This window comes from Adhaeribacter swui (genome assembly GCF_014217805.1).
GTDB lineage: Bacteria > Bacteroidota > Bacteroidia > Cytophagales > Hymenobacteraceae > Adhaeribacter > Adhaeribacter swui.
On the sequence record NZ_CP055156.1, the window covers coordinates 1,324,728 to 1,341,907 of the forward strand.

Annotated in this window: 18 protein-coding genes; 11 read left to right on the forward strand and 7 right to left on the reverse strand. The window is 41.5% G+C overall.

Translation table 11 applies throughout. The features are described 5' to 3' along the window. Nucleotides 1-294 precede the first annotated feature (294 nt). The gene (mdh, locus tag HUW51_RS06380; protein WP_185273154.1) at nucleotides 295-1,239 is read right to left on the reverse strand and encodes a malate dehydrogenase; all 945 of its coding nucleotides are present in this window, start codon (nucleotides 1,237-1,239) and stop codon (nucleotides 295-297) included. Nucleotides 1,240-1,484: 245 nt separating this feature from the next. After that, nucleotides 1,485-2,807 (reverse strand): tRNA lysidine(34) synthetase TilS, encoded by a 1,323-nt coding sequence (tilS, locus tag HUW51_RS06385; protein ID WP_185273155.1) that lies wholly within the window; start codon nucleotides 2,805-2,807, stop codon nucleotides 1,485-1,487. 51 nt (nucleotides 2,808-2,858) lie between these two features. Between tilS and HUW51_RS06390 the strand changes: the two genes are divergently transcribed. From HUW51_RS06390 to HUW51_RS06425, 9 genes are all read left to right on the forward strand, one after another. Beyond that, the gene (locus HUW51_RS06390; RefSeq protein ID WP_185273156.1) at nucleotides 2,859-4,493 is read left to right on the forward strand and encodes an OstA-like protein; all 1,635 of its coding nucleotides are present in this window, start codon (nucleotides 2,859-2,861) and stop codon (nucleotides 4,491-4,493) included. Between the two features lie 77 nt (nucleotides 4,494-4,570). Continuing rightward, entirely contained in the window at nucleotides 4,571-5,407 is an 837-nt protein-coding gene (locus HUW51_RS06395; protein WP_185273157.1) for an outer membrane protein assembly factor BamD, read from the forward strand. Between the two features lie 213 nt (nucleotides 5,408-5,620). Further along, nucleotides 5,621-5,944: a DNA-directed RNA polymerase subunit omega gene (locus HUW51_RS06400; RefSeq protein WP_185273158.1), complete on the forward strand. Its 324-nt coding sequence runs from the start codon at nucleotides 5,621-5,623 to the stop codon at nucleotides 5,942-5,944. An 8-nt stretch (nucleotides 5,945-5,952) separates the two neighbouring features. Then, the gene (locus HUW51_RS24845) at nucleotides 5,953-6,513 is read left to right on the forward strand and encodes a flavoprotein (protein WP_317175618.1); all 561 of its coding nucleotides are present in this window, start codon (nucleotides 5,953-5,955) and stop codon (nucleotides 6,511-6,513) included. Further along, nucleotides 6,500-7,156, forward strand: coding sequence for a phosphopantothenoylcysteine decarboxylase (locus tag HUW51_RS24850; protein WP_317175619.1), 657 nt, complete (start codon nucleotides 6,500-6,502; stop codon nucleotides 7,154-7,156). The genes HUW51_RS24845 and HUW51_RS24850 overlap by 14 nt, the downstream gene beginning before the upstream one ends. Then, entirely contained in the window at nucleotides 7,149-8,057 is a 909-nt protein-coding gene (gene porD / locus HUW51_RS06410) for a type IX secretion system protein PorD (protein WP_185273159.1), read from the forward strand. The genes HUW51_RS24850 and porD overlap by 8 nt, the downstream gene beginning before the upstream one ends. A gap of 237 nt (nucleotides 8,058-8,294) precedes the next feature. Then, entirely contained in the window at nucleotides 8,295-8,522 is a 228-nt protein-coding gene (locus HUW51_RS06415) for a hypothetical protein (RefSeq protein WP_185273160.1), read from the forward strand. Nucleotides 8,523-8,525: 3 nt separating this feature from the next. Next, nucleotides 8,526-10,178 carry a DNA repair protein RecN gene (recN, locus tag HUW51_RS06420; protein WP_185273161.1) on the forward strand — a complete coding sequence of 551 codons (1,653 nt, stop codon included), beginning with the start codon at nucleotides 8,526-8,528 and terminating at the stop codon, nucleotides 10,176-10,178. Nucleotides 10,179-10,445: 267 nt separating this feature from the next. Continuing rightward, nucleotides 10,446-11,258: an enoyl-ACP reductase FabI gene (locus HUW51_RS06425; RefSeq protein ID WP_185273162.1), complete on the forward strand. Its 813-nt coding sequence runs from the start codon at nucleotides 10,446-10,448 to the stop codon at nucleotides 11,256-11,258. Nucleotides 11,259-11,365: 107 nt separating this feature from the next. On the opposite strand, the gene HUW51_RS06430 is transcribed toward HUW51_RS06425, so the two are convergent. Both HUW51_RS06430 and HUW51_RS06435 read right to left on the reverse strand, forming a co-directional pair. Beyond that, nucleotides 11,366-11,734 (reverse strand): cupin domain-containing protein, encoded by a 369-nt coding sequence (locus HUW51_RS06430; protein WP_185273163.1) that lies wholly within the window; start codon nucleotides 11,732-11,734, stop codon nucleotides 11,366-11,368. Between the two features lie 58 nt (nucleotides 11,735-11,792). Continuing rightward, complete coding sequence (locus tag HUW51_RS06435; RefSeq protein WP_185273164.1) at nucleotides 11,793-12,014, reverse strand: Kazal-type serine protease inhibitor domain-containing protein; 222 nt, start codon at nucleotides 12,012-12,014, stop codon at nucleotides 11,793-11,795. 274 nt (nucleotides 12,015-12,288) lie between these two features. On the opposite strand from HUW51_RS06435, the gene HUW51_RS24855 reads away from it, so the two are divergent. Together HUW51_RS24855 and HUW51_RS24540 are read left to right on the forward strand one after the other, a co-directional pair. After that, nucleotides 12,289-12,690, forward strand: coding sequence for a YtxH domain-containing protein (locus HUW51_RS24855; protein WP_185273165.1), 402 nt, complete (start codon nucleotides 12,289-12,291; stop codon nucleotides 12,688-12,690). Nucleotides 12,691-12,844: 154 nt separating this feature from the next. Beyond that, nucleotides 12,845-13,201 carry a YtxH domain-containing protein gene (locus HUW51_RS24540; protein ID WP_228466943.1) on the forward strand — a complete coding sequence of 119 codons (357 nt, stop codon included), beginning with the start codon at nucleotides 12,845-12,847 and terminating at the stop codon, nucleotides 13,199-13,201. A gap of 267 nt (nucleotides 13,202-13,468) precedes the next feature. On the opposite strand, the gene lysS is transcribed toward HUW51_RS24540, so the two are convergent. The 3 genes from lysS to HUW51_RS06460 form a co-directional block, all read right to left on the reverse strand. Further along, a complete protein-coding gene (lysS, locus tag HUW51_RS06450; protein WP_185273166.1) occupies nucleotides 13,469-15,007 on the reverse strand; it encodes a lysine--tRNA ligase in 1,539 nt (512 codons plus the stop codon). A 553-nt stretch (nucleotides 15,008-15,560) separates the two neighbouring features. Continuing rightward, the gene (locus tag HUW51_RS06455) at nucleotides 15,561-15,932 is read right to left on the reverse strand and encodes a VOC family protein (RefSeq protein ID WP_185273167.1); all 372 of its coding nucleotides are present in this window, start codon (nucleotides 15,930-15,932) and stop codon (nucleotides 15,561-15,563) included. 155 nt (nucleotides 15,933-16,087) lie between these two features. After that, the gene (locus HUW51_RS06460) at nucleotides 16,088-16,801 is read right to left on the reverse strand and encodes a hypothetical protein (protein WP_185273168.1); all 714 of its coding nucleotides are present in this window, start codon (nucleotides 16,799-16,801) and stop codon (nucleotides 16,088-16,090) included. Between the last annotated feature and the right edge of the window lie 379 nt (nucleotides 16,802-17,180).

Below are 17,180 nucleotides of genomic sequence, written 5' to 3' on the forward strand. Positions count from 1 at the left end.
ACTAATGGATAACTTGGTTGGTGGTTTTAGTTTAGAGCAATTTTGCAATGTCTGGTGCAATAACCTTCGGCTTTACGTGTTTGCGCCAGAAAAGCTACATAGTATCGGCAACAAAATACGGGAGCACGTGAGTCTCAAGCGAAAAATTTTAAAAAAAGCCGGTAAATAAAAGGGCCTACTGTTTTATTCTGGTTTATTCTGCTTATTGCTACTACTCTAAAGGTGCAGGAAATAGTACTGCTAAAACAAAAAGCACAACCGAAGCTGTGCTTTTTGTTTTTATTTAAAAAAATATTAGTTCGATTTAGAAGCGGTCATGCTATCCAGAACTTCCATTACTTCGCGCACGTGTTTTTCGGAGTTACGTAAAAGCTCCATTTCCTCGTCGTTCAGTTGCAGTTCGATAACTTTTTCTACGCCGTTTTTGCCTAATACTACGGGCACACCCAGGTAAGTTCCGGTAATGCCGTACTCGCCTTCCAGCTTAATACATACCGGGAAAACGCGTTTCTGATCGCGGGCAATGGCTTCTACCATTTGAGCCGCCGCCGAACCCGGAGCGTACCAGGCCGAAGTACCCATTAATTTTACTAATTCGCCACCACCGTTTTTAGTGCGTTCAATAATAGCGTTTAACGTTTCTTCGTCGATTAACTCGGTTACCGGAATACCGCCTACCGTAGTATAACGCGGCAGGGGCACCATAGTATCGCCGTGGCCACCCAATAATACGGCCTGAATATCTTTCGGGGAAACATCTAAAGCTTCGGCCAGGAAAGCGCGATAACGAGCCGTATCCAAAATACCCGCCATACCCATTACTTTGGTGCGGGGCAGTTTAGCTGTTAAATGGGCCGCGTAAGTCATTACATCTAATGGGTTAGATACCACAATAATAATGGCGTTCGGCGAATACTTAATCACGTTTTCGGTAACAGATTGCACAATACCAGCGTTGGTCGAAATTAAGTCATCGCGGGTCATGCCGGGTTTGCGGGGCAAACCGGAAGTAATCACAACAATATCTGAATCTGCTGTCCGGGAGTAATCGTTGGTAACGCCCACGGTGCGGGTATCGTACAGGTTAATCGGTGATTTCTGCCAGATATCCAGCGCTTTGCCTTCGGCAAAACCTTCTTTAATATCTACTAGTACTACTTCATTGGCAATTTCGCGGTAAGCCAGCACATCGGCACAGGTAGCACCTACGTTTCCAGCTCCTACAACAGTTACTTTCATGGTATAAACAGATTAAGATGGAACGGTTTAGATTTTCAAGGTCGTAAAATTATAAAAAAAGCCGAACGGAAAATGTTTTGTTCTATTTATTTCCTGTTAAAGTTTAGAAAAGGAAATTTTTTAAAAATTTTAAATTTTTCGGTTAAAAGTGAGTTACACCAGATATATAGCCAAAGAAAAGGAAACCGCACTATTGGCTTAAGCTATTATAGATTAAACTTGGCGGCTAACTAAATTTTCAATCACTACTGCATTTTCATTTCCAGCACTTGCTCGGTTTTATCGGTTATTTTAAACCGGGTGTCCAGGCGGTAGCCCATCACCCACACAATAGAGTTACCCGAAGTGAGCACTTTTACCCGGTCTTTTAAATTTACCGGTACTTTTTCGTCAATTAAAAAATCGCTGATCTTCTTTTTGCCGTTCATGCCCAAAGGCACAAACCAATCGCCTTCTTTCCAAGTGCGTATCTTCAGCGGAAACTGCAGCAAACCACTATCCAGGGCCGCTACTTTCTTACCTGTATTAATTTTATAATTAGCAGCGGAGAGATGCTTCAGGCTTAATTGTAAATCCGGAACTTGTAATTCGGTTTGCTCCGGCAAAATCTCGTAACTACCAAAGGCTTGTAAGTTTTTAGCGGTAATTACCAATTGTTCCCGGTCTTTTGCCAAGGTATGCGTTGCGGATTCAAAAAGTTTACCGGACTCGCCTTCCAGAGCGACTATAATCGATTGCGTAACTTCAAACGTAAATCCATAAAACTGAAGCAATTCAAATAAAACAAGCGGCAACGCCGCCGATTGGGGAAGACCGGCAATATCCAGGTAAGTAATTCCGTTTTCAAGGCGCAGAACTTGCTCGCGTACTCTTTGCACGTACTCGTTAACCAGTATTTCGGCCGCACTAATTTTAGCGGCGGTTTGTTGCACGGTTTGTTCCAGGTTAGGATTAAGTTGTTTGAGTACCGGAATAACCTCGTGGCGGATTTTGTTGCGTTGGTACAAGGTAGTTTCGTTCGAGGAATCTTCGCGCCAGATAAGCTGTTTGCTGGTAACGTAGTCGTAGATATCGTCTTTGCGCAAACAAAGCAAGGGCCGGATTATGTTACCATTTTTGGGTGCAATGCCGTGCAAGCCGGGTAAACCGGTACCGCGGGTCAGGTTTAGCAAAATAGTTTCTACGGTATCGCTTTGGTGGTGGGCTACGGCAATAGAATCGTAACTTAATTGCTGGCGTAAGTTTTCGAACCAGGTATACCGCAAGGTGCGGGCGGCCATTTGCGTCGATATTTTTTCCTGCGTGGCAAAAGCTTTGGTATTAAAATGTTCGGTGTAAACCGGAACGTTGTATTTCTTGGCTAATTTTTTGACGAAGAGTTCGTCGGCATCGGATTCTTCGCCGCGTAAGCCAAAGTTAGCGTGCGCAATGGCAAATTTTAAATTTAATTCGGCAAGTAAGTCGCAGAGTACTACCGAATCAATGCCGCCGCTAACGGCCGCAATAATTTGGTGGTCGGGCGTAAAAAGCTGGTGTTGTTGCGCAAAGGCTAAAACTTTCTGAATCATAAAATACCCAAGGTAATTTTATTAATTTTGTGGTGATTATTAATTTCTTGAATGAAAAGCACAAAGATATTTCTTTCTCTTATCTTTTTCTTGATAACCTCTATTTCCCTCTTTGCCCAGCAAGCTCAGGAACAAATTCAGTTGGTAAAAGCCGGCTCTTTACAAGCGGGTAATAAAAACGGGGTAAGTTTTACCCGATTGATAGATAACGTACATTTAAAGCAAAAAGAAACCGATTTGTACTGCGATTCGGCGCATCTATATCGTGAAAGCAATACCGTAGAAGTTTATAGTAGAGTACGCGTTACGCAAGGCACTTTAATTATTACCAGCAATACGGGCGTTTATAATGGCAACCAACAAAAAGCCGTATTTAAAGGCAACGTAACTTTGCGCGACGAAAAAATGACTTTAACCACGCCGTCGCTTTCCTACGACATGGTGGCGCGCACCTCACGCTACACCGAAGGCGGAACTATTGTGGAAGAAAACACTAATCTTACCAGTCAGTTTGGTAACTATAATGTAAATACCAAGTTACTGGCATTTAAAGGCAACGTGCATTTAGTGAGTCCGGATGCCGATATTACTTCGGATACGCTGCAGTACAATACCATTAGCAAACTGGTGTTCTTTGTGGCTCCTACTAAAATTAAAAACGAAGACGGCCTGTTAACCGCTAAAGGTGGTACCTACAACACCGTTACCAAAGAATCTATTTTTCAAGGCTCCCGCGTAGAAACTCCGGATTACATCGTAGACGCCGATTATTCGGTTTATAACCGTGCGGCCGAGTATTTGTACGCCAACGGTAAAGTAAAGCTCACCTCCAAAGATCCGGATAATAAAACTGTAATTACCGGTAATACTTTGCAAAGTTGGAAGAGTACGGGAAAATCTAAAATTTATGGGAGCCCGGTTATGCGATCCCTAGTTTCGAACGATACGCTCTATATTTCCGGCGATACATTAGTAGCCGTTAACCACGATAAAGTAGCAAAAGAAAAAGATCCGAAGCTGAAGGATTTTGTGTATGCCTACTATGATGTGCGTATTTTTAAATCTGACCTACAAGGCAAATGCGATTCTTTAACCTACAACGTAACCGATTCGGTAATGCACCTGCGCCGCGACCCGGTGGTGTGGAGCGAGAAAAGCCAGTTGGTAGCCGATAGCATGAATATGTTTATCCGGAATAAAGCCTTAGATAAAATGTACATGTACAACAATGCCTTTATAATTTCGGAAGACACCCTCAAGAACCTGAACCAGGTAAAAGGCCGCAACATGGAAGCTTTTTTTAAAGCCGGCCAAATAGCCAAAGTAAACGTGAACGGCAACGGCGAAAGCATTTATTTTGCTTTAGAAGGTGATACCGCTACCACGGGTATGAACCGCAGTATTTCCAGCGACTTAATTTTGCGGTTTAAAGAAGGCAAGGTAAATACCGTATCTTTGCTTACTAACCCGGAAGCCAGCTTTATTCCACCGCACGAGTTAAAAGAGCCGGACAAACGCTTAAAAGGTTTTAATTGGCGCATTACGGAACAACCTACCAAAGAATTAGTTTTAGCTAAACGAACACCGAAGCAGGCAACCAAAACACCGGAAAAAGCATCTGCTTTAAAAACGGAACCAAGCCCTAAGAAGGCGCTGTTTAAGAGAAATAATAAAAAACCAAAGTAAAGCTAAGTTTCCGAGTACCACGCTGATACCGAAAAGCGTTTGCATATGGAAATAGATTTTTCTAATTTTGCCAATCCATGACCAGAACCTCTTATATAACAGTTATATCGGCATTTTTTATCTTGGTGCTGAGTGCCTGCAGTGATTACAACAAAATCCTGAAGAGCACCAACGCCGATACAAAATACCAGGCTGCTTTAAAATATTACGAAAAGCAAGATTATTACCGGGCAAGTACTCTATTGGAAGAGTTAATTCCGGTATTAAAAGGGCGGCCAGAAGCCGAAAAAGCCCAGTTTTACTTTGCTTATACCCAGTTTTACCAGCGCTCTTATTCTTTAAGTGCGTTCCATTTTAAATCATTTTACGATACGTATCCGCGAAGCGAGTACGCCGAAGAGGCGCTTTTTATGCACGCTAAATCATTATACCGCGATTCGCCTACTTTTAACCTCGACCAAACCAGCACTTATACCGCCATTGAAGCCATTCAGGATTTCCTGAACCGGTTCCCAGAAAGTAAAATGAAGGAAGAGGCCGATAAAATGTACCAGGAACTATCGGCTAAAGTAGAACGGAAGGCTTTTGAAAGTGCCCGTATTTATGCTTCTATGCGGTATTACCAGGCAGCAGTAACGGCCTTTAATAATTTTCAACGCAACTTTCCTTCTTCTAATTTTAACGAAGAAGCTTCTTACTTAAAATTAGAAGCGCAGTTTAACTTAGCCGAACGCAGTGTAACGGAAAAACAGCGGGAACGTTATTTAGAAACCATTGCGTATTATCAGGATTTAGTAGATAAATACCCGAAAAGCAAATACTTAAAAGATGCCGAAGGCTTTTTTGATAAAAGTACCAAGCAACTCGAAAGATTAAAAGATACTACCAAAGGCCCCAGTACAGCCAGTAAGTAGATTTTGAGTAATAAGTAAAGATTATAAGTAGTAAGTTTAGGTAAACTCCTTATATTCTTTTAATCAAAAATAGAAATTTTAAAAATTTTAAATTATAACGGGCTAAATTGTTGTAATACATTATCTGGTTTGCTGCAAGTAACTTTTCTCAACTTGTAACCTATAACGTGCAACCTTTTAACCTTTTAACTTTTTAACTTTACAACTAACAATATGGCAGTTTCATCTTCAATCATTACCCGCAACATGGCCGATTTCGCCAACGAAACGGGCAACGTATACGAGTCGGTAGCAATTATTTCTAAAAGAGCGAATCAAATCTCCGTTAAAATTAAAGAAGAGTTAAATTCTAAATTAGCAGAGTTTGCTACTACCGTAGATAACCTGGAAGAGATTTTTGAGAACCGGGAGCAAATCGAAATTTCGAAATACTACGAGCGCATGCCAAAGCCGACCAACTTAGCCATCGAAGAATTTTTAGAAGGCAAAGTATTTTTCCGTCGTCCGGATGCCGAAGAAGAAACTTCTGGTTTATAATTAGCTGCATGCTGCGGCACAAAAAAATTATTTTAGGAGTTTGCGGTAGTATTGCAGCCTATAAAGCGGCACTACTCACCCGTTTATTAATAAAAGCAGAAGCCGAAGTACAGGTAATACTCACGGCTTCTGCTTCTTCTTTTATTACGCCTTTAACCTTGGCTACGCTTTCTAAACGCCCGGTATTTTCTAATTTTATAAAAGACGAATCCACCGGTGAATGGACAAACCATGTAGCTTTGGGCTTATGGGCCGATGCCTTGGTAATAGCCCCGGCCAGCGCCAACACCATTGCCAAATCCGCCAACGGCTTTTGTGATAATCTGCTTTCGGCTACTTATTTATCGGCGCGTTGTCCGGTATTTTTTGCGCCCGCCATGGATTTAGATATGTACGCGCACCCGGCCGTCCAAAACAATCTGGCTAAGTTGCGCTCCTACGGCAACATAATTATTGATGCTACCCACGGCGAGTTAGCCAGTGGTTTAGAAGGACAAGGCCGGCTGGCTGAACCCGAAGAAATTGTAGCTGTTCTCCAAAAACATTTCGAGGTAAGTGCATTCGCTTAAAGGTAAAACCGTATTGCTTACTGCCGGTCCCACGCAGGAAGCCATTGATCCTGTTCGCTTTATCAGTAATCATTCATCGGGCAAAATGGGCTATGCTTTAGCCGAGTGCCTCGCCGAAGACGGCGCTACGGTGCTTTTAGTAACTGGGCCTACTGCTTTACAAGCCCAACATGCTAACATTACCACTTTTCCGGTAGTATCGGCGGAGCAAATGTACGAGCAATGCCTGCCATTAGCCGTTCGGTCGGATATCTGGATTTTCGCGGCGGCGGTAGCCGATTACCGGCCTAAAGTAGTTTCGGATAAAAAAATTAAAAAAAAGGAGGCTACTTTAACAATTGAACTGGTTAAAAACGTTGATATAGCAGCGGCTTTAGGAAAATTTAAAAAACCAGAACAACTTTCCGTAGGTTTTGCTTTAGAAACAGATCAGGAAACAGAAAATGCACAAGCTAAGCTGCTTAAGAAAAATTTCGATTTAATTATTCTTAATTCGTTAAACGATTCCGGGGCCGGATTCCGCCACGACACCAATAAGATTTCGATTATCGAGAAAGATAAAATTATTACATTTGATTTAAAACCCAAGCAAGAAGTAGCCCGCGATATAGTGCGGTACATAGGGGAGAAAGTACATGTTTAAATATTTATTAGCGGTTTCGTTTAGTTTGTTTATAGCGTGCAGCAGCGCTTTTGCGCAGGAGTTGCAATGCGAGGTTTTAATTAACGACGACCAGGTTACGGTTACCGATAAACGCGTATTCCAGAATATGCAGCGCGATATTTTTAATTTTATGAATAACCAGCGCTGGACTTCTACTTTATATAAGAACGAAGAAAGAATTCAGGCCCGGATGTTAATTACTATTACCAGTGTGCCCAGCATCGGTAACTATACGGCTACGGTGCAGGTACTTTCGGCCAGACCCGTGTATGGTACCGGCTACGAAACGTCGGTGCTTTCTTTTTTCGATAAAGACTGGGTATTTGAGTACAATGATGCCCAACCGCTGCAATTCTCTGAAAACTCGTATACCTCGCAGCTAGCGTCATTGCTTACTTTTTACGCTTATTTAATTATTGGCCTGGATAACGATAGCTTCGCGCGCTTGGGCGGCTCCGCTATGTACGACCGGGCAACCAACGTGCTTAATAACGTTACTTCCCAAAATACCGGAGCGCCGGGCTGGCAAGCTTTTGAAGATACCCGCAATCGCTATTGGTTGTTAACCAATTTGCGCGACCCGCAAATCGAGCCCTTCCGGGTTGCCGTTTACAATTATTTCCGGCAAGGCATGGATATTTTTGCTACCAAACCTGCCGATGCCCGCACTAACATTTTAAATGCCATTAAAGGCATTCAGCAAGTAGCCCAACGCCGCCCCGGCACCGCTATTATCCGCTCCTTCTTCGATGCCAAAGCCGATGAAATATTTTCGGTATTTAAAGGGGGCAATTCTTCCGAAAAGCAAACAATCTACGCCATTTTATCAGAACTGGATCCTACCAACATCAATAAATACCAAGGGCTACTCCAAAGATAGTTATGAGTTAATTTTTTAATTCGTAAAATAACTTACCAGGTACTTTTCTTTTGATAATTTCCCCTGCAAGTCAATTGGCGAAACAGATGTTAATTTGCCAAAATACCTTTACCTTTCTGGTATATTTTAAACGTGCGCTTAGATGCAACATAGAAGTAAATCTTTTACTTTTAAATCCGATATTTGCACCGCTAACAACTCATAACTTTAAACTTATAACTCTTAACTTAAAAAACCGTGGGCAAACGGCAATTTCGGGTAAGTCAGAAAGATTTAATCAGCAAAGCCGGCGATTTGCAGGGGCAAAAGGTACAGGTTATATTGGAAGAAAACCGGGTAATTACCGGGGTGATACAAGATTTATCCGCAACGGAATTATTAGTTCAGGATGCCCGTTTTAATTTGCACCGTATTTCACCGGACCACGTAAGGGAGGTGGTGTACGACCAAGAAACATTATACTAAAGAATGCTGGTTAATTTAAGAATAAAAAATTACGCTTTAATTGAGCAGTTAGAGCTACAGCCTTCGCCGTTGTTAAACATTATTACCGGCGAAACCGGGGCGGGTAAATCTATTATGCTGGGAGCCATTGGCTTGTTGCTGGGTAACCGGGCCGACACCAAAGTGCTTTTTAACACCGCTGAAAAGTGTGTGGTAGAAGGTATATTTGATATTTCGTCGTATCAACTGGAAGATTTATTTACGCAGGAAGATATTGATTATGATACCCAATGCATATTGCGTCGCGAGATTACGCCAACAGGTAAAAGCCGGGCCTTCATCAACGATACGCCCGTAACCCTCGATGCCTTGCGTACCATTGGGGCCAACCTCATGGATATTCATTCGCAGCACGATACTTTAATGCTGGGCGATACTGCTTTTCAATTAAATATTGTAGATCTCTACGCAGGCAATCAAAATTTAAAAAATCAATATCAGGAGACTTACCGGCAGTATAAAAAGCTGGAAAACGATTACAAAAAACTGGAAAACCAGCTAGCCCAGGCGCAAAAAGAACTGGATTACAATACCTTTTTGCTCAACGAACTAGAAGAAGCCAATCTGCAGGAAGAAGAGCAGGAAGAATTAGAGAGCTTGCTGAAGCAACTGGAACACGCCGAAGAAATAAAATTAAAATTAAGCCAGGCCTTACAGTATTTGTCGGAGTCGGAGTACAACGTAGCAGTTTCGTTAAAAGATGCCGCTTACTTGCTTAACCAAGTTTCGGCTTACGGCGACCATTTTCAAGCTTTAAAAGACCGCATCGATTCCTGTTTAATCGAGATAAATGATATTGCTGCTGAAGTAGAAACCGCCGAACGGAAAACCGAAGCCGATCCGGAAAAAGCCGAGCAAACTTCCGAACGCTTAACCCTGATTTATAATTTACAGCGCAAGCATCAAGCACGCGATAACGCGGAGTTATTGCAAATACAAGCTGATCTGCAGCAAAAAGTAAGCAGCGTTTTAAACTTAGACGAAGCTATTAGCCGTACCAAAAAACAAATGGATGCGGCCTACGACCAGGTAACGGCTTTAGCAGGTCAGCTGTCTGAATCGCGGCAAGCGGTATTTACCCATTTTCAGGACGAGATTCATAGCTTGCTGGCCGAATTAGGTATGCCCAATGCCCGCATTGTTTTTCAGCACGTTACAGGTACGCCTACCGCTACGGGTATTGATGTGATCAGTATTTTGTTTAGTGCCAATAAAGGTTCGGCGCCGCAAACCTTAAGCAAAGCGGCTTCGGGTGGGGAGTTTTCGCGGTTAATGTTGTGCGTTAAATATTTGCTAGCCGATAAAACATCTTTGCCCACCATTATCTTCGACGAAATTGATACGGGTATTTCGGGTGAGATTGCCGTTAAAGTGGGTAAAATGATGCAGCAAATGGCCAAAAAGCACCAGTTAATTGCCATATCGCATTTACCGCAAATGGCTGCGCAAGGCGATGCGCATTACTTTGTTTACAAAGAAGACCGGGCCGACCGTACCATTAGCCGCATCCGGCAACTAGGAACCGAAGAACGGGTAAAAGAAATTGCCACCATGATTGCCGGCGCCAACCCCAGCACGCACGCATTCCAGAGTGCCCGCGAGTTACTGGCTCTGTAAATCACGGATTTATCCAGATTCTTCGGATTACGCAGATGCCGTATAGCATTCAGGATTTTTTAAAATTTTCTTATTTTTAAAATAGCACCGCACCTGGTCATTCTGCTTAGAGTTGAATCTGGTTAATCTAAAGAATCCGCGTTCTAAACTTCTGAATTTTTAAAAATTTGCTTAAGTAGTTACTGGTTGGCCAAGATTTGGTAATATTGCAAGGGATACTCTTTAAAAGTAGAGTAATAAAATAGATAAAATTTAAAAAATAGAACTATGGCGTATAACCTACTGCAAGGTAAAAAAGGTATTATATTTGGCGCGCTCGATGAAAAATCGATTGCCTGGAAAGTAGCGCAACGCGCCCGCGAAGAAGGAGCTGAATTTGTGTTAACCAACGCTCCCTTAGCCATGCGCATGGGCGAAATTAAAAAATTAGCCGAAGAATGCCAGGCCCAGATTATTCCGGCCGATGCTACCTCCGTAGAAGATTTAACCAACTTATTTACCCAGTCGCAAGAGATTTTGGGTGGTAAAATCGACTTTGTGCTGCATTCAATCGGCATGAGTCCCAACATCCGGAAAGGAAAAAGCTACGGCGACTTAAATTACGAGTGGTTCCAGAAAACTTTGGATGTATCAGCTTTGTCGTTTCATAAAGTAATGCACGTGGCCGAAAAGCTAGATGCCATGAACGAATGGGGCTCTATTCTGGCTTTATCGTACATTGCGGCACAACGCGTTTTCCCGGATTATACCGACATGGCTCAGGCCAAAGCCATGCTGGAATCTATTGCCCGCTCCTACGGTCAGCGGTTTGCTAAACTAAAAAAAGTACGGGTAAACACCATTTCGCAATCACCCACTAAAACAACGGCCGGTACCGGTGTAGGTGGCTTTGATGCTTTCTATGACTATGCCGATAAAATGTCGCCGTTGGGTAACGCCAGCGCCGAAGATTGCGCAAATTACTGCCTTACCTTGTTCTCGGATTTAACCCGGATGGTTACTATGCAAAATTTATTGCACGATGGCGGTTTCTCCAGCGTAGGTATTTCGGAAGAAATTGTAGCACAAATGAGCAAATAGACTCACCTCCTAAAAATAAAAAGAGCGGCAAAATCATATTTGCCGCTCTTTTTTATTTAATAGCTTTTTTAAATAATCTTTAACAAAAAACCTGCAACTTCTAACTTCTACTCGCCTTCGCGGTTAACGGTGTTTATATCAAAGGCCGGTACGCACAGCGACCAATATTCTGTTTCTTCGTTAAACGGATTAGAATATTTTACCCGGGCACCGGCTTTTACCAATAAAGTTTCTCCGGCCGCTAGTTCTATAACTTCCCCATCCACTTCAATTTGTTTACGCCCCCGGATTACAATGGTAATTTCGTCGAAAGCTGGTTTTTGGTGCGGTTCGCTCCAGTTAGGCGGTGCAATCATGTGAGCCACGCTAAACGCACTTGTCCGGGTAGAAGCCAAGCCAAAATGTTCCTCAATTAATTTATTATCCATTGTGGGCACCCGAAAGGGCTTGGTTTGTTTGTAATATTTTGGCTCCATTTTTTAAATTTTTTAAATATAAACTGAGTACGTTAGCTTTAAAAGTCCGGTTAAATAATTACTTACCCGGGCATTCGCCTTGTGTAAAGCTAACTAAACCGGCATTTTCGGCTACACAGGCATTACCGTAGGTTTTACCATCGCAACCGCAAACCGGCTCGTATTGCTGGGTACATATTCCATCCGTCCGGATTTTAGTAACATCAATACAAGTAGTAGAAGAGGTTTTACAACTCATTATTAACAAACCCCCAATCAGTAACAATTTATGCGCAACCATTTATAAGCGGGTAAGTGAGATTAGAAAAAGTAAACAGCACTTTGTTTTAAGCGTTAATATATAAAGAGCTGGCCTAAAACGCGTATTTATTAGCCAAGTAATTTATAAAATTCTGCTTCATTTACGCACATCGGCCTTAGTTTCTTAACTATTAAAGGGTTGTAGCGTATAGAGATTGCAATACGTAATTTTTAAAAAAATTAACCAGATTCTTTCTTGTAATCTGTAACAGATTTTTAATTTTTTAAAATTTTAACCTATAATTGATAGAACTATGATGTTGCATGTAAAAGACAAAAGTGGTAAAATTATACTGGCCGGTTTAGCTGGCTTAAGCGCCGGAATAATTGCTGGCTTATTAATGGCTCCCGAATCGGGCAGGGGTACCAGAAAAAGTTTAAAAAACAAAGCTTTAGATTACGGCGACCAATTAGACCAAATGGCCCGTAAATTAATGCGGCAATTAGAAGGAAAAAATATAACCGGTACCGGCAGCAGCCTGAAAATGCAGGGCACCTGGGATGAAGTAAAAGGCCGCCTGAAAACCAGATACAGCAACTTAACCGACGACGACTTAGCTTACGTAGAAGGACAAGAAGATCACTTTTTAGGTAATTTAGAATTTAAGCTTGGTAAAGGCAAAAAAGAACTTCGCCGGATAATCGAAGAAATTTAATTTGTAAACGCGCTGCTAATCTATCTTAGCACAATTATTTGGTTCCGATACATATAGATAAAACATTATGTACGTATTATCGTTAGTAATGCTTTAAGCAACGGTAATTAACCTTTTTGTAACTTAAAACCTAAACATTAAACTCTAAAACACTATGAAAGACAATAGCGGTAAAATTATTTTGGCCTTATTAGCTGGGGCAAGTGCAGGTATAGTAGCTGGTTTATTAATGGCGCCGGATAGCGGTACTGTTTCCAGAGAAAATTTAAAAAACTATGCCGGTAAATTAAGCAAAGACTTAGAAAAAACTTTCCAAGAGAGCTTATCTAAAATTGATACCAGCGCTTTATTAAGCTCTATTGGGTTAGGTAATAAAGGTGGCGCCGACGAAGGTGCAGCTAGTGGCTCAGCGGCTGGCGGCGGCAAAAAAGCAGGTGCAAATACTCCTGGCAGTGGAGCCGGCGCCGAAGGTGCGGGAGGCTCAGCAGCAGGCGAACAAGGCCATTCTTAATCATATAAGCTCCCCGGGGAATTATCCCGGATAAAAAAGAAAGATTGATTAAATAGCAGGTGGTTGAGGTAAAAAGATGACATTCAAATAAGTTATTAGTTTTAAAAAGAATTATTAGCTCTGAATACTGACCTAAAACGTCGCATCATAGATTGTAACAGAAGATTATTTAATCAATAAAAAAGGCCTTCCCTTAAAACAGGAAGGCCTTTTGTTTTTATTTTTAAATTTTACGCTTAAACTAAAACTGTAAAATTTAAAAATTCTTTATTCTTCTGATTGCTCTTCGGTTTTCTCCGGTTTCATTTGCGGGAAGAACAATACATCCTGAATGGATTTAGAATTAGTCATAATCATACTCAACCGATCGATGCCGATGCCTAAACCAGCAGTTGGGGGCATACCATATTCTAGAGCTCTTAAAAAATCTTCGTCGAGCACCATGGCTTCGGTATCGCCGCGTTTGCCTAATTCCAGTTGTTCTTCAAACCGGGCCCGCTGGTCAATGGGGTCATTTAACTCCGAGAAAGCATTGCAGATTTCTTTGCCGTTACAAATAGCCTCAAACCGCTCTACCAAACCTGTTTTAGAACGGTGCTTTTTAGCCAACGGCGACATTTCTACGGGATAATCCGTGATAAAAGTAGGCTGAATTAGGTGCGGCTCGCACATTTCGCCAAAAATTTCATCAATAATTTTACCCTTACCCAAGTTTGGGTTTAAGTGGATGTTTAAGCTGGCAGCGGTATCGCGCAGCTCCGGCTCTTCCATCACCGAAATATCAATCTTCGTAAAATGCTCGATGGCTTCGAACATGGTAAAACGCTTCCACGGCCGTTTAAAATCAATGGTATGTTCCCCAACCTGCACCTGCGTGGTGCCGTGTAAATCCAGCGCAATTTTTTCTACCATTTCTTCTACCAAGTCCATCATCCAATAGTAGTCTTTGTAGGCCACGTACAGCTCCATCTGGGTAAACTCCGGGTTGTGGAAACGGCTCATGCCTTCGTTCCGGAAATCTTTAGAGAACTCGTATACCCCATCAAAACCGCCTACAATCAAACGCTTCAGGTAAAGCTCGTTCGCAATGCGCAGATAAAGCGTCATGTCGAGGGTGTTGTGGTGGGTTTTAAATGGCCGCGCCGCTGCACCACCGTACAAAGGCTGCAAAATAGGCGTTTCTACTTCCAGGTACCCGCGGCCATTGAGGTAATTGCGCATGGAATTGGTAAGCTGCGTGCGTTTTACAAAGGTGGCGCGCACTTCCGGGTTTACCACTAAATCTACGTAGCGTTGGCGGTACCGGAATTCCGGATCGGTTAAGGCGTCGTATGTAGTTTTATTGCCTTGCTCATCTACCACTTCTTTAACAATTGGCAGCGGTTTCAGCGATTTGCTAAGTAATTTTAACTCGGTAACGTGCACCGAAATTTCGCCTACCTGGGTGGTAAACACGTAGCCTTTAATGCCGATAAAGTCGCCGATATCGAGCATTTTTTTAAAAACTGTATTGTATAAATCTTTATTTTCGCCGGGGGCAATATCGTCGCGCGACACGTAGATCTGAATGCGCCCGGATGAATCCATCAGTTCGGCAAAAGAAGCTTTGCCCATTACCCGGCGGCTCATTAACCGGCCGGCTAAGGCAACCTCCTGGTAATTATTTTGCTCGGGGCTGTAGTTTTCCTTTATTTCTTTTGCATAAGCGTTAACCTCAAATAACTCCGAAGGATAAGGATTAATGCCTAGTTTTTCCAGCTCTTCCCGCTCGTGGCGGCGCCGGATTTCTTGTTCGCTTAAATGCATGCGTCTTAATTTAAATACTCCAAATTTATAGCAGGTGCAAAATTGATAAATAATTTGGCATGTATCTATATTAATTCTGGAAATGAGTTAAATAATTCTGCTTTTATGTTTTATAAAAGTTACGAATTGATTATATTGTAAAGTATTGATAATCTATTGGGTTAGATAATTTAGTTGTTTTAAGTGCGTTATAAAACAAGCCGAAGGATTAATTTTTAGTGGTACTTCCTGTTTTTTAAATTTTTTGCTTTTTGTGAAAGAAATTGCCCGTACGCTACCTAGAGCAACTTTTCTAAAAAATTTGTTTTGTTTTCAAGAGCTCGCGGCAAAACATTTTAATAGAAAATTCAGTTAAATAATACACGATTAAGCCACATATTTCTGGGCTCGCAAAAGAGCTACAAGTAGATTTATACCAAACCAGCCGTAAATTATTTAAAAATATTCCCGAGAGAGACTATGGGTGTTTTCGGACATTCGTAGTCTTTTCGATTTTAAAAAAAGACCCGGCCATTCTTATAAAGTAGCCGGGGCTTTTAACTCACTTCCTAAACTAGCTCACGGATGTAATCCACCAGACATTGCCGGAAGGGTCCGTAACCCCGCAGGTACGGCCGTAATCCTGATCTGATAATGGCATAATGGTTTGGGCACCAGCCTGCACAGCTTTGTGGTAAGTTTCGTCGGCGTTGGGCACGTACACAAATAAATTTGCTGGTTGAGCTTTCCAATCTTCCGTAGCATCGCAAAACATAATGGTGCTTTCGTTAATGCGTACTTCGGCATGCATGAGTTTGTGATCTGCCCGCTCCCGCTCAAAGGTTACTTCGGCATTAAATGCTTTTTTCACAAAGTCAATAAAGGCGGCAGCGTTATCAAGCATTAAATAAGGCATTACTGTTTGGTGGCCACTAGGTAGGTTCATAGATTTAATGTTTTATTTGCGGAAAAGTATTTCAATTTTTTAAAATCGGGAATAATGTGCGCTTAATCGTAGTAGCCGTAGGCGTAACCCGTGTAATAAACCCTAGAATATCCGCTTCTCGTCAAAATTTTAAAAATTTCTATTTTGGCAGCGCTTTACGAGGTGGTTAAACCTTGGCAGTATTCCAATAACTTTTTAAGGTCCGGCTCTTGCTTCCAGTTCACTTTATTTGCCTTCAGGTACGCATTTACCTGGTCTTTAAACTTCTGAAAAACGGTTAGTATTGCAGCTTTGGAAGCGGGCAAAACTTTATGATTCTGGTCGATAATATAGAAAGTGTTTTCTTTTACCAAAAGTACATCGCCTTTAGCTTGTAGCTTTTTAACTTGCCCGTTATGGTCGACGTAAAAACTGTATTGCCTGATTGCCGAGACCGCCGAAGATTGATCGTATGCTGCCTGTTTCTCGTTTTGTACCATCTGAATGGTTTGCTTTACCCCTAACTTAACCGGTTTATACGAAGCAACTAGTTGCAGATACCCTACTTTGGGTTGGTAGTAAAAAGTATCTTGGGCTACTATAACGTGTTTTATCAGGTATTCATTAGCTAACGAAAGCGTATCATTACCGGGATTAATAAATTGCATTTCATCTAATAAAAAATTATAGTTAAGTACTGCGTTAGCCATTGCGCCATTATTATAAGTTACCAGCCCTGGCTGAAAGTTATTATACTGGTATTTCTGATCATTGGGAATCTTCTTTATTGCAGTATTATCGGTCTTTAGCTTTGTTTGGCCCAAAGCGTGAGTACAAAGTACCGGAGCACCCAGTAGTAGCATACCTAACAATAAACTTATTTTTATCATTGTTCTGTTTCTTCCGGTACGTTTAGCGTTTTCTAATTACCGCTGATTAGCAAATGTTTGATTTATCCAGCAACTTTCTTGTTTAAAGTACTTTTAAATTTCTGGGTTAGCAATTATTTAAGAACTAACACGAGAATACTAATTTTTAAGTATTGTGCTATGCCAAACGGTTCAATACGTTTATGGTACTAGTTGTAAGTACCCCACCAGTTACTTTACCGGCTTCCTAAATCTTGGTTCTTATTATACACATTTTAATAACTATTTAAAAGTGAACAAGATACTTGAAGCCCAATTTTTTAAATAAACCAATTAAAACATTTAAGATTTTTAATATATTATTTTTTATATATTTTTATTGCATTACTTTTGCACTTGA